The sequence below is a fragment of the Streptomyces manipurensis genome (genome assembly GCF_049570255.1).
Taxonomy (GTDB): Bacteria; Actinomycetota; Actinomycetes; order Streptomycetales; family Streptomycetaceae; genus Streptomyces; species Streptomyces manipurensis.
In genome coordinates this window covers 5992334-6004798 of sequence record NZ_CP186950.1, presented here as the reverse complement: position 1 = coordinate 6004798, position 12465 = coordinate 5992334, and the positions used below count along the sequence as shown (strand labels likewise).

Here is a 12465-nt window from a genome sequence, read left to right as displayed (position 1 = left end):
CCCCGTCAAGAGCGACCGGACGGACCACTGACACACCGGGACCGCAATTGGATGTTTCCACAGGATGGAATTAAGATTTCGACATACAGAATGTAGCTACCACCACCGGGAGTCGGACGACTACCTTCCCGAGGACATCCGCCACCAGGACAAACCCTCTCTGACCGGCGGCGACGACCGCGACCCGGCACTGGGGCGGACGCCTGCCGCCGGGTAGGCTGCTCCCTTGCCTGCCAGCACCGAAAGGACCGCGCCGTGCCGACGTCCAGCGCCAGCACCACCGACGACGCTTCCTCCAGGACCCCTGCCTCCAGCGGTGGCGTCCAGTCCCTCGAGCGCGCCTTCGACCTGCTCGAACGCATGGCGGACGCAGGGGGCGAGGTCGGCCTCAGCGAGCTCTCCACCGCGAGCGGTCTGCCCCTGCCCACCATCCACCGCCTGATGCGCACCCTGGTGGCCTGCGGCTACGTACGCCAGCAGCCCAACCGGCGCTACTCCCTCGGCCCCCGCCTGATCCGCCTCGGCGAATCCGCGTCGCGCCTGCTGGGCACCTGGGCCCGCCCCTACCTCGCCCGCCTGGTCGAGGAGACCGGCGAGACCGCGAACATGGCCCTGCTCGACGGGGACGAGATCGTCTACGTCGCACAGGTGCCCTCCAAGCACTCCATGCGCATGTTCACCGAGGTCGGCCGCCGGGTGCTGCCACACTCCACCGGTGTGGGCAAGGCCCTGCTCGCCCACACCCCCGCCGACGAGGTGCGCGCCCTCCTCGCCCGCACCGGGATGCCCGCGGCGACCGAGAAGACCATCACCACGCCCGAGGGCTTCCTGGAGGCCCTGGAGCAGGTCCGCAAGTCCGGCTACGCGGTGGACGACAACGAGCAGGAAATAGGAGTCCGCTGCCTGGCCGTCTCGGTGCCGAACTCCCCCACGGCCGCCGCGATCTCCATCTCCGGCCCGGCCGGCCGGGTCACGGAGGCCGTGGCCGAGTCCTTCGTGCCGATCCTCCAGGGCGTGGCCGCCGAGCTGTCGGTGGCGCTGGCCAACCAGAGCCCCGCGTAGGCCTACGAAGGACTCGCGGCGAGGCCCGTACGAAGGCCCCGGTGCCCCCTCGCTCCGAGGGGACACCGGGGCCTTCCCGCATCCGGGCCCGGGTGTGCCGTCAGGGCGTCCGGAGCGGTGCCGTGCCGAGCGCGGTGAGCCGACCGTCCGTCATCGTCACCGTGCGGTCCGCGCGCTCGCGGTGCGCGTGGTCGTGGGTGACCAGCACCGTCGCGGTGGACCGCTCCCGGGTCAGGGCGACCAGCAGGTCCAGCACGGCCGCTCCGCGCTCGTGGTCCAGGGCGCTGGTCGGCTCGTCGACCAGCAGCACGGCCGGGTCGTTCATCAGCGCCCGGGCGATGTTGATCCGCTGGCGCTGGCCCCCGGAGAGCTGGTGGGGCCGTTTCCCGGCCTTGTCGGCCAGGCCCACGGCGTCCAGGAGCTCCAGGGCCCGCCGGCGCCCGGCCCGCGCCGGCCGGCCCGAGAGGTGCGCCATGAGCTGGACCTGCTCGGCGGCGGTCAGCGAGGCGGGCAGGTTCGGCTGCTGGAAGACGATGCCGATCTTCTCCCGGCGCAGCGCCGACTTCTCGGCGGCGCCCAGACCCGTGGTCTCCACCCCCGCGACGACCACCCGGCCCGAGTCCGGGGTGACGAGGGTGGCGGCGACGGCGAGCAGGGAGGACTTCCCGGAGCCGGACGGACCGATCACCGCGGTCAGGGTGCCCGCCGGCGCCTCCAGGCCGACCACGTCCAGGGCGGTGAGGCGGCCGTCGCCGTCGGGGTAGGTGAGCGTGACGTCGTGGACGAGGAGGGTCATCGAGCGCTCCCGAGGGCGGTCAGCGGGTCGACCGCGGTGATCCGGCGGATGGACAGGGCCGCGCCCAGCGCACCGAGCGCGATCATGACGCCGGCGGGGACGAGCACGGTGGGGGCGTCGAGGACGAAGGGCACGTCCGCGCCGCCGATCAGCACGCCGAGGCCCGCCGCCAGCGCGGTGCCCAGCCCGGTGCCGGCCGCGAGCATGACCACGGCCTGGCCCAGCGCGTCGCGCAGCAGGTACGGGGTGGAGGCACCCAGTGCCTTCAGCACGGCGACGTCCCCGCTGCGCTGGATGGTCCACACCGTGAAGAAGGCGCCGGTGACCAGGGCGGAGATGGCGAAGAGGAATCCGCGCATCAGCTGGAGCGAGCCGTTCTCGGCCCGGTAGGAGCCGATGGCGTCCAGGGCCTCGTCGACGGTGCGGGTCCGGGTGCCGGCCGCCGCGTCGGCCGCGGCGAGGTCCGGTCCGCTCCCCGCGACGGCGACGACCGTGGCGAACGCGTCGGCGGAATCGGCGGGGCCCGCCGGGTCGGTGGAGCCCCCCGGGTCGGTGGAGCCCCCCGGGTCGCCCGTGCGCCGCCAGTCGCCGAGGTCCATCCAGACGACCGGGGTGTGGCTGTGGGCGGCCGTGCCCGACACGGCGGCCACGGTCAGGTCGAGCCGGCCGATCCGCAGCCGTGCGCCCGCGGCGAGGCCGCCCAGCTCCTCGGCGGCCTTCTCCGTGAGCACGACCCGTCCCGGGGCGGGGCTCGCCCCGCGCGGCGCGAGCCGCCCGTCCGGGTCGACGCCGAAGACGGACACGGCGGCGGTGCGCTCACCGGAGGCCGCGCGGGTGGTGCGGATGCCGAGCGGCTCCGCGGAGGTCACCCCGGGCTGTGCGCGCCAGGCCAGCCAGGCCGACTCGGGCACCCGCGAGTCGGCGAACGACACCTCCCCGCCGCCGGCGGGCGGGGCGAAGGCCAGGTACGAGACGGGCAGGCCGGTGACGGCCGAGACGTTCTCCCGGGCCAGGCCGGCGGTGAGCCCGGACAGCAGGCCGACCAGCAGTGTGATCAGCGCGACGACCGCCCCCATGAGGGCGAAGCGGCCCTTGGCGAACCGTAGATCTCTCCATGCGACGAACATGTCCCCCACCCTGGCGCCGGGCACCGGCCCGGGGCATCGCACCGCGGGAGGGGTCTTCGCATCGAAGGATGCACGCGCAGATCGAACTTTCGGTTGACCGGCGCCGGACGCCTCCGGCTTACGCTGGTCGGGCCATGACTTCCGCCGCAGCCCCCGCTCCTGCGGAGCACCCCGCTCCCGCGCCCCCCGCCGCTCCGCCCTCCGCTCCCGCGGCCGCCCGCCCGCTGACACCCGTGTCGGTGGTGCTGCGGCTGTGCCTGCACGCCCTGCTCCTCGGGCTGCTCGCCCTGGCCGCGGGGCGCGCCCTCGCCGACTCCGCGCCGCTGGCCGGGTGGGTGCTCGCCGGCTGCGTCCTCTTCGCCGCCGTCTACGCGGCCGGCGTACGCGCCCCGGCCGTGCACGCCTCACCGCGCGCCGGGGCCGTGTGGCTCGGCTGCCTGGGGGTGGCCTGGGCGGGCCTGCTCGTGCTCTCCCCCGACGGACTGTGGATCGCCTTCCCGCTGTACTTCCTGGAGCTGCACCTGCTGCGGCTGCGCTGGGGGGTCACCGCGGTGGCCGCCACCGCCTGCGCCGCCATCGGCGGGTTCCTCGCGCACAGCAGCGCCGTGACCCCCGGGGCGTTCCTGGGGCCCCTGCTGGGCGGCGCGGTGGCCGTGGCGACCGTACTGGGCTACCAGGCGCTGTACCGGGAGAGCGAGCGCCGCCGGGAGCTGATCGAGGAGCTGATCACGACCCGGGCCGAGCTGGCCGCGGCCGAGCGGGGCGCCGGGATCCTGGCCGAACGGGAGCGGCTGGCCCGGGAGATCCACGACACCCTGGCCCAGGGGCTGTCCTCCATCCAGCTGCTGCTGCGGGCCGCCGAGCGGACCCTGCCCGAGGGGGACCCGGCCCGGCCGCACATCGCGCAGGCCCGGCAGGCGGCCCAGGACAACCTCGCCGAGGCGCGCCGGTTCGTCCGCGCCCTGACGCCGCCCGACCTGGAGCACGGATCGCTGGCGGCCGCGCTGGAGCGGCTGTGCGCGGGGGTTCCGGGGCCGCGGGTGCGGTTCTCGCCGAGCGGCCGGCCGCGGGTGCTGCCGACCCCGTACGAGGTGGCGCTGCTGCGCATCGCCCAGTCGGCGCTGGCCAACGTGGTGCGGCACGCGGGTGCGGGGCGCGCCGAGATCACCCTGACGTTCATGGAGGCCTCGGTCACCCTCGACGTCGTGGACGACGGGTGCGGCTTCGAGCCGTCGTCGGCCGCCGCGGGCTCGCCGGACCCGGGCGCGGGCGGCTTCGGGCTGCCCGCGATGCGGGCGCGCGCCGAGTCCCTGGGCGGGCTGTTCACCGTGGAGTCCGGCCCCGGCCAGGGCACGGCGGTGGCCGTCACGCTGCCGCTGCCCCCGGAACCGGCCGAACCGGAGCGGCCCGCCGCGCACGGGGCACGGCCGGAGGTGGGTGCCGCGGCGCCCGTGGGGGCGCCGTGACCGTCCGTCTCCTGCTCGCCGACGACCATCCGGTGGTCCGGGCGGGCCTGCGCGCCGTGCTCGACACCGAGGCCGACTTCGAGGTGGTCGCCGAGGCGGCGACCGCCGAACGGGCGGTGGAGCTCGCCGCCCGGGAACCGGTGGACGTGGTGCTGATGGACCTGCAGTTCGGTCCGGGCATGCACGGTTCCGAGGCGACGGCGCTGATCACGGCCCGCCCCGGCGCGCCCCGGGTGCTGGTGCTGACCACGTACGACACGGACGCCGACATCCTGGCGGCGGTCGAGGCGGGGGCGGCCGGCTACCTGCTGAAGGACGCCCCGCCGGAGGAGCTGGCCGCGGCCGTGCGCACGGCCGCGGCGGGCCGGTCGGCGCTGGCTCCGGCGGTGGCGCTGCGCCTGATGGACCGGATGAGGACCCCGGCGGAGGCCCTGACCAAGCGGGAGCTGGAGGTGCTCCAGCTGGTCGCGGACGGCCTGTCGAACCAGCAGATCTCCAAGCGGCTCTTCCTCAGCCAGGCGACGGTGAAGTCCCACCTGGTGCACGTCTACGCCAAGCTCGGGGTCGACTCCCGCACGGCGGCGGTGGCGGCGGCCGCCACCCGCCGCCTGATCCGCACCCCGTAGCCCGTAGCCCGTAGCCCGTAGCCCGTAGCCGTAACTACGCGACCCAGTACGGGCGGTCCACGGCCGGGGGCAGCGGGACGCCGTCGTGGAAGGCCGCGGCGAGACGGCGCACGCCCTCGTCGAGCCGGTCGGCGGGGAGGGTGTACGGGATGCGCAGGCGGTGTTCGAAGGTTCCGGGGTCGACGCCGAAGCGGGCGCCGCGGCCGATGTGGACGCCCGCGGCCGCGGCGCGTTCGGCCAGGGCGGAGCTGACCGGCTCGCCGAGGTCGACCCAGAGCGAGAGGCCGCCCGGGGGGACCTGCCAGGACCATTCGGGGGTGTGCCGCTGGAGGGCGTCCACCAGGGCGGCGCGGCGCAGGCGCAGCTCGTCGAGGCGTGCGGGCAGGGTGCGGTCCATGCCGTCCAGCAGCGGGAGCGCGACGAGCTGGTCGAGGACCGAGCCGGTCATGTCGGCGGAGACCCGTACGGCCGTCAGCTCGGTGATCATCTTGGCGGTGGCGCGGATCCAGCCGACGCGCAGGCCGCCCCAGTGGGTCTTGCTGAGCGAGCCGATGGTCACCACGTGGTCCGCGCCGCCGCGCGGGGCCAGCGAGGCCAGGGGCGGGGGCGCCGGTACGTCCAGGGCGATGTCGGCGATGGTCTCGTCGACGACCAGCCAGGTGCCGGTGCGCCGGGTCGCGGCGAGCAGCCGCAGCCGCTGCTCCGGGGGCATCAGGGCGCCGGTGGGGTTGTGGAAGTCGGGGATGGTGTACGCGAGCCTCGGCACGGTCTGGCGCAGCGTGGACTCGGCGATCTCCATGTCCCAGCCGCTGTCGGACACGGCGATCGAGCCGGTGCGCAGCCGGGCGTGGCGCAGGGCGTCCAGGGCGTTGGCGTAGGTGGGGTTCTCGGTGACGACCCGGTCGCCGGGGCCGCACAGCAGGCTGACGACGAGGGTGAAGGCCTGCTGGGCGCCGGAGGTGACGAGGATCTGCTCGGGGCGGGTGGGCAGGCCGCGCCGGGTGAAGCGTTCGGCGACGGTCGTGCGCAGGTCGGGCAGGCCGAAGGGGTGGTAGCCGGGGGTGCGGGCGGCCTCGGGCAGCCGGGGCGCGGCCCGGGCGAGGGCGTCGGCGAGGGCGTCTTCGGGGGCGCCCATCGCGGCGATGGCCAGGTCGATGCCGGGGTCGCCGTCGGCGCTGTACCCGCCGGCCCCGACGAGGGCGTGGGCGCCGACGGGGCGGTGGCCTTCGGGGAGCTCGGTCCAGGTGCCGGAGCCGCGCCGGCTGCGGACGTAGCCGCTCTCGCGCAGCAGGTCGTAGGCGCCGGTGACGGTGGCCCGGCTGGCGCCGACGGCCTCGGCGAGTTCGCGTTCGGCGGGCAGCCGGACGTGGAGGGCGATGCGGCCGTCGAGGACCAGGGTGCGCAGGGCGTCGGCCAGGGACCGGTAGCCGGGGCGGGCCAGGACCTCGGCCGGGAGCAGTCCGGCGAGCTGGCGGCTGCCGATGGTTCTGTCCGCTGTCCGGACCACTCGCCCGTTTGCCATGCCAACCTCCCCTGATTGGCTCTGACGGCCAGGCCAATCGGGGACCAGACTCGCGGTATTGGCCCCTGATTGGCAAGGAGACACCGCCATGCTGACCGACCGTGACGAACGCGCCCTGGTCGCCGCCGCCGAGAGCCGGATCTCCCGTCCGCTGCGGATCGGGGCCGCGCTGGCCGCCGTACGGCGCAGCCTGGCGCGGGGTCCGCGGCGGGCCGGGCAGGAGCGAGAATCGGGGGCATGTCAGCCCACACGCACTCCGGCCCACCCGTGATCGCGGGCCTCCTGCTGGCGGCCGGGGGCGGCCGCCGGCTCGGCGGCCGCCCCAAGGCCCTGCTCCCCTACCGGGGCCGCCCCCTGGTCGAGAACGCCGTACGGGTCCTGCGCGAGGCGGGCTGCGGTCCGCTGCACGTGGTCCTCGGGGCCTCGGCGGCGGAGGTGCGCGAGCGCGCCGACCTGTCCGGGTGCGTGGTGGTGGACAACCCGGACTGGGCCGAGGGCATGGGTTCCTCGCTGCGGGTCGGGCTGGCTTCCCTGGCCGGTACGGGGGCCCGCGCCGCCCTGGTCTCGCTGGTCGACCAGCCGGGCATCGGTCCGGCGGCCGTGGCCCGGGTCCGGGAGGCGTACCGCTCGCCGGCGAGTCTGGTGGCGGCGGCGTACGAGGGGGAGCGCGGGCATCCGGTGCTGTTCGGCGCGGACCGCTGGGCCGACATCGCGGCGACCGCGACGGGGGACCAGGGCGCCCGTGTCCATCTGTCGCGCCACGCCGGGGAGCTGGTCCTGGTGGAGTGCGCGGACGTGGCGGAGGCTTTCGACATCGACACCCCGCCCGACCTGGCCCGACTGTCCTGAGCACCCTGTGACCGTCATGGCACTGAGGGCCACCGGAGCCCGGAATCTGTCGACCCGGAGAATCTCGACGTCAACAAACCATTGAACTTCCACCATGAGGAAATTACTATCCACTGGTCAGAAGCGCCCTGAATCCACAGACGGCGCCCGCGACCGTACTTCGGAACTCTCCACACCCGACGGCACTGCGTGCCGTCTCGCGCGAGCATTCCCCGCGGCCGCCAGGCACCGCCGCTGAAGGAGTGACAGATATGTCCGCACCAGCGCCGTCCCCGCTGGCCATCGTCGACGCCGAGCCCCTGCCCCGGCAGGACGAAGTCCTCACCGAAGCGGCCCTCGCCTTCGTGGCCGAGCTCCACCGGCGGTTCGCCCCCCGCCGCGCGGAGCTCCTCGCCCGCCGCGCCGAGCGCCGCGCCGAGATCGCCCGCACCTCCACCCTCGACTTCCTCCCGGACACCGCACAGGTCCGCGAGGGCGACTGGAAGGTGGCGCCGGCCCCGGCCGCGCTGAACGACCGCCGCGTGGAGATCACCGGTCCGACGGACCGCAAGATGACCATCAACGCCCTGAACTCGGGCGCCAAGGTCTGGCTCGCCGACTTCGAGGACGCCTCGGCTCCCACCTGGGAGAACGTCGTCCTCGGCCAGCTCAACCTGATCGACGCCTACGAGCGCCGCATCGACTTCACCGACTCCCGCACCGGCAAGGCCTACGCCCTGAAGCCCGCCGAGGAGCTCGCGACCGTCGTGATGCGTCCGCGCGGCTGGCACCTCGAGGAGCGCCACCTGCAGTTCGAGGGCGCCTCCGTCTCCGGCTCGCTCGTGGACTTCGGCCTGTACTTCTTCCACAACGCCAAGCGCCTGATCGACCTCGGCAAGGGCCCGTACTTCTACCTGCCGAAGACGGAGTCGCACCTGGAGGCCCGCCTCTGGAACGACATCTTCGTCTTCGCCCAGGACTACGTCGGCATCCCGCAGGGCACCGTCCGCGCCACGGTCCTCATCGAGACCATCACCGCCGCGTACGAGATGGACGAGATCCTCTACGAGCTGCGCGACCACGCGGCGGGCCTGAACGCGGGCCGCTGGGACTACCTCTTCTCCATCGTGAAGAACTTCCGCGACGGCGGCGAGAAGTTCGTCCTGCCGGACCGCAACGCGGTCACGATGACCGCCCCGTTCATGCGGGCCTACACCGAACTGCTCGTCCGCACCTGCCACAAGCGCGGCGCGCACGCCATCGGCGGCATGGCGGCCTTCATCCCCTCCCGCAAGGACGCGGAGGTCAACAAGATCGCCTTCGCGAAGGTCAAGGCCGACAAGGACCGCGAGGCGGGCGACGGCTTCGACGGCTCCTGGGTCGCCCACCCCGACCTGGTCCCGATCGCCATGGCCTCCTTCGACGCCGTGCTCGGCGACAAGCCGAATCAGAAGGACCGGCTGCGCGAGGACGTCTCGGTGGCCCCGGGCGAGCTCATCGCCATCGACTCGCTCGACGCGAAACCGACGTACGAGGGCCTGCGCAACGCGGTCCAGGTCGGCATCCGCTACATCGAGGCCTGGCTGCGCGGCCTCGGCGCCGTCGGCATCTTCGGCCTGATGGAGGACGCCGCCACCGCCGAGATCTCGCGCTCGCAGATCTGGCAGTGGATCAACGCCGGCGTGGTCTTCGAGAACGGCGAGACGGCCACCGCCGAACTGACCCGCGCGCTGGCCGCCGAGGAACTGGCCGCCCTGCGCGCCGAGCTGGGCGAGGAGGCCTTCGCCGCCGGCAAGTGGCAGCAGGCCCACGACCTCTTCCTCCAGGTCTCCCTGGACGCGGACTACGCGGACTTCCTCACGCTGCCCGCGTACGACCGCCTCGTCGGCTGACCTCGCCGGCCGATCCCCCGGGTCCGACCGGAACGCACAGCGGCCGGACCCGGCCGCCTCCGCCCCCGCCGCCCCTCCGGGCAGCGGGGGCGGAGGCCTGTTCACCCCCGGCCCGGTGGCCGCAGCACGCCCCGGGCGCCCCGCGGGACGGCCCCGCGCCGAACGACCGATCGGTTGTTACTCGTTCGTAACTCGCCTGTACCTAGCGGTAACAAGTGGGCCCGTGTCACCTTTCCGGTGCCACCGGCCGGCGGTACCCCCACTTCCCAGCCACGCGACGCGGTCGTCGCAGACTTCGGCGTGGCCGAACGCAGGAGTTCCGCCGTGATCGGATTCCGCAACGTCGGCAAGGACCGGCACCGCAGCCGCGTGCGACGGCTCGCCGGGGCCGGCCTGACCCTCACCCTCTCCGTCGGCGCCCTCCTCGCCGCGGGCACCGGCACGGCCGTGGCCGGACCCGGCACCGGGCCCACCGCCGTGGTCTCCCTGGGCGACAGCTACATCTCGGGCGAGGCCGGACGCTGGAAGGGCAACACCCTCACCAACACCGGCAGCCGGTACGGCACCGACCGGGCCTGGACCGGCGGCAGCGCCTACGACCCCGCCCGGGTGTACGGGTCCACGGCGGGCGGCTGCCACCGCTCCGACTCGGCCCCGGTGCGCAGTGCCGGGCCCGTCGCCGACGTCGCCGTCAACCTCGCCTGTTCGGGGGCGACGGCCGACAACGTCTTCCGCGCCTCCCAGGGCGGGGTCCCCTTCAAGGGCGAGGCGCCGCAGGCCGACCAGCTCGCGGCGGTGGCCGCCTCCCACGACGTCGAGGTCATCGCCCTGTCCGTGGGCGGCAACGACCTGGGCTTCGCCGACATCATCAAGAACTGCGCCTACGACTTCATCATCTGGAACTCGTACTGCCACGACGACCAGCAGTACGCCGTGGACCAGAAGATCGACGCGGTCATGGGCAAGGTGGCCAAGTCCGTCGACGAGGTCCGGGCGGTGATGCGCGCCGCCGGGTACGCCGACTCCTCGTACCGGATCGTGCTCCAGTCCTACCCCTCCCCGATCCCCCGCGGCGCGGAGAACCGGTACACCCAGAGCGACTGGAGCCGTCTCAACACCGGTGGCTGCCCGTTCTGGAACCGGGACTCGGACTGGGCGCGCGACTCCCTCGTGCCGCAGCTCGCCGACCGCATCAAGGGGGTCGCCGCGGCCAAGGGCGTGCAGTTCCTGGACCTGCGCGACATGCTGCAGGGCCGCGAGGTGTGCGCGAAGGCGAGCAGGCTGGTCGGCTCCGCCGCCCCGGCCTCGGCGACCACCAGCGAGTGGGCGCGCTGGATCGACAACAACGAGTCCCAGGGCCTGATCCAGGAGTCCATGCACCCCAACCACTACGGCCAGCTGGCTGCGGGCCGCTGCCTGGCCCTGGCCCTCGCGCAGCCCGCGAACTCCGCCTCCTCCTGCCGGAACACGGCCGGGGCCGACCACACGGGCATGTACCTGCGGCCGTCTCCGTGACGCCGTAACGCACGTACGGGCGCTCGGCGGTGCGCCCGTACGCGGACGCGGCGGCGCGCACGCCACACCCGCAGTGGGTGGCGTGCGCACCGCCGTCGTCCCGTCCCGCCGGGCCGGGGTTCAGTGGGCCGGTACGGGCTCCGGGGCCGAGGCGGCCGCGGCCCTCCTCGATCCGAGGTGGTTGAAGGCCAGGTTCAGCACGATGGCCACCACGCAGCCGGTGCTGATGCCCGAGTCCAGGACGACCAGGAGGTCCTTGGGGAAGGCGTGGTAGAAGTCGGGTGCGGCGATCGGGATCAGGCCGATGCCCACGGACGCGGCCACGATCAGGGCGTTCTCGCCCTTCTCCATGGCGGCGCCGGCCAGGGTCTGGATGCCGCTGGCGGCGACCGAGCCGAACAGCACGATGCCGGCGCCGCCGAGGACCGGGAGCGGGACCACGCCGATGACGGAGGCCGCCATCGGACACAGGCCCAGCAGGATCAGGATCCCGCCGCCCGCGGCGACGACGAAGCGGCTGCGCACCTTGGTCATGGCGACCAGGCCGATGTTCTGGGCGAAGGCGCTGCACATGAACCCGTTGAAGAGCGGGCTGATCGCGCTGCCGAGGGTGTCGGCGCGCAGTCCCCCGGCGATGGCCTTCTCGTCCGCCGGACGGCCGACGATCTTGCCGAGTGCCAGGATGTCGGCGGTCGACTCCGTCATGCACACGAGCATCACGATGCACATGGAGACGATGGCGGCGAGCTGGAACTGCGGCGCACCGAAGTGGAAGGGCGTCGGGAAGCCCACGACGGCGGCGTTGCTGACGGCGTCGAAGCTGGTCATGCCGAGCGGGAGGGCGATGAGCGTGCCGGCCACCAGGCCCAGCAGGATGGAGATCTGCTGGAGGAACCCGCGGAGGAACTTGCGCATCAGCAGGACGATCACGAGGGTGAGCGCGGCCATGCCGATGTTCTTCATCGAGCCGTAGTCGGCGGCGGTCCGGTTGCCGCCCTGCGACCAGTTGAAGGCCACCGGCAGGAGCGAGACGCCGATCAGGGTGATGACGGTGCCCGTGACCACGGGTGGGAAGAAGCGGACGAGCTTGCCGAAGTAGGGGGCGGCCAGGAAGCCGATGACTCCGGCGACGATGATCGCGCCGAAGATGACGGGGAGGGCGTCCGGCCCTTCCCCCTTGCCTATCGCGATCATGGGGGTCACGCCGGCGAAGGAAACCCCGTTGACGAAGGGGAGTTTGGCGCCGATCTTCCAGAACCCGAGGGTCTGCAGGAGGGTGGCGAGCCCTGCGGTGAAGAGCGAGGCGCCCATCAGGAAGGCGGTCTCGGTGGCGGAGAGTCCGACGGCCGGGCCGACGATCATCGGCGGTGCGACGACACCCGCGTACATGGCGGCCACGTGCTGCAGACCGCTCGTGAACATCTTCAGCGGGGGGAGGGTCTCGTCGACCGGGTGCTTCTCCTCCGGTACTGCGACTGCGTCTTTGCGAAACCTGGGCGGGTTGGCCACGGCTTCCTCCGGTCGGGTAACACGTCGGCAGGGACGTGGGTGTCTTGGAGGTGGTGCGAAAGCGGTGCGAGTCGAGCCTGTATGCGGTTGTGGGTGGTGCGACTGCGTTTCCCAAGGGGTGC

The 12465-nt window shown here is 73.6% G+C and carries 11 protein-coding genes; 7 read left to right on the top strand and 4 right to left on the bottom strand.

Features of this window, described 5'->3' with window-relative positions; translation table 11 throughout:
- Positions 1-255: 255 nt before the first annotated feature.
- Positions 256-1062, top strand: coding sequence for an IclR family transcriptional regulator (locus ACPU2J_RS27440; protein ID WP_361597980.1), 807 nt, complete (start codon positions 256-258; stop codon positions 1060-1062).
- Positions 1063-1162: 100 nt separating this feature from the next.
- Here ACPU2J_RS27440 and ACPU2J_RS27435 read toward each other — a convergent pair whose 3' ends face one another.
- Both ACPU2J_RS27435 and ACPU2J_RS27430 read right to left on the bottom strand, forming a co-directional pair.
- The gene (locus tag ACPU2J_RS27435; RefSeq protein ID WP_423834226.1) at positions 1163-1858 is read right to left on the bottom strand and encodes an ABC transporter ATP-binding protein; all 696 of its coding nucleotides are present in this window, start codon (positions 1856-1858) and stop codon (positions 1163-1165) included.
- Positions 1855-2985, bottom strand: a complete 1131-nt coding sequence (locus ACPU2J_RS27430) for an ABC transporter permease (protein ID WP_399817103.1) — start codon at positions 2983-2985, stop codon at positions 1855-1857. Before ACPU2J_RS27430 ends, ACPU2J_RS27435 begins: the two co-directional genes overlap by 4 nt.
- A gap of 134 nt (positions 2986-3119) precedes the next feature.
- On the opposite strand from ACPU2J_RS27430, the gene ACPU2J_RS27425 reads away from it, so the two are divergent.
- Positions 3120-4451 (top strand): sensor histidine kinase, encoded by a 1332-nt coding sequence (locus ACPU2J_RS27425; RefSeq protein ID WP_423834225.1) that lies wholly within the window; start codon positions 3120-3122, stop codon positions 4449-4451.
- Positions 4448-5077: a response regulator transcription factor gene (locus ACPU2J_RS27420; RefSeq protein WP_361597968.1), complete on the top strand. Its 630-nt coding sequence runs from the start codon at positions 4448-4450 to the stop codon at positions 5075-5077. Before ACPU2J_RS27425 ends, ACPU2J_RS27420 begins: the two co-directional genes overlap by 4 nt.
- A 34-nt stretch (positions 5078-5111) precedes the next feature.
- Here the strand turns inward: ACPU2J_RS27420 and ACPU2J_RS27415 are convergent, their stop codons facing one another.
- Positions 5112-6599 (bottom strand): PLP-dependent aminotransferase family protein, encoded by a 1488-nt coding sequence (locus ACPU2J_RS27415; protein WP_423834224.1) that lies wholly within the window; start codon positions 6597-6599, stop codon positions 5112-5114.
- Between the two features lie 88 nt (positions 6600-6687).
- Between ACPU2J_RS27415 and ACPU2J_RS27410 the strand changes: the two genes are divergently transcribed.
- The 4 genes from ACPU2J_RS27410 (at position 6688) to ACPU2J_RS27395 (ending at position 10834) form a co-directional block, all read left to right on the top strand.
- Complete coding sequence (locus ACPU2J_RS27410; RefSeq protein ID WP_361597962.1) at positions 6688-6870, top strand: hypothetical protein; 183 nt, start codon at positions 6688-6690, stop codon at positions 6868-6870.
- Complete coding sequence (locus tag ACPU2J_RS27405; RefSeq protein WP_420079138.1) at positions 6837-7448, top strand: nucleotidyltransferase family protein; 612 nt, start codon at positions 6837-6839, stop codon at positions 7446-7448. Before ACPU2J_RS27410 ends, ACPU2J_RS27405 begins: the two co-directional genes overlap by 34 nt.
- A 251-nt stretch (positions 7449-7699) precedes the next feature.
- Positions 7700-9319, top strand: coding sequence for a malate synthase A (gene aceB / locus ACPU2J_RS27400; RefSeq protein WP_420079139.1), 1620 nt, complete (start codon positions 7700-7702; stop codon positions 9317-9319).
- 324 nt (positions 9320-9643) lie between these two features.
- Positions 9644-10834 (top strand): GDSL-type esterase/lipase family protein, encoded by a 1191-nt coding sequence (locus tag ACPU2J_RS27395; protein WP_423834223.1) that lies wholly within the window; start codon positions 9644-9646, stop codon positions 10832-10834.
- A gap of 120 nt (positions 10835-10954) precedes the next feature.
- Here the strand turns inward: ACPU2J_RS27395 and ACPU2J_RS27390 are convergent, their stop codons facing one another.
- On the bottom strand, positions 10955-12343 hold the full coding sequence (locus ACPU2J_RS27390; protein WP_361597950.1) for a nucleobase:cation symporter-2 family protein: 1389 nt from the start codon (positions 12341-12343) through the stop codon (positions 10955-10957).
- Positions 12344-12465: the final 122 nt, after the last annotated feature.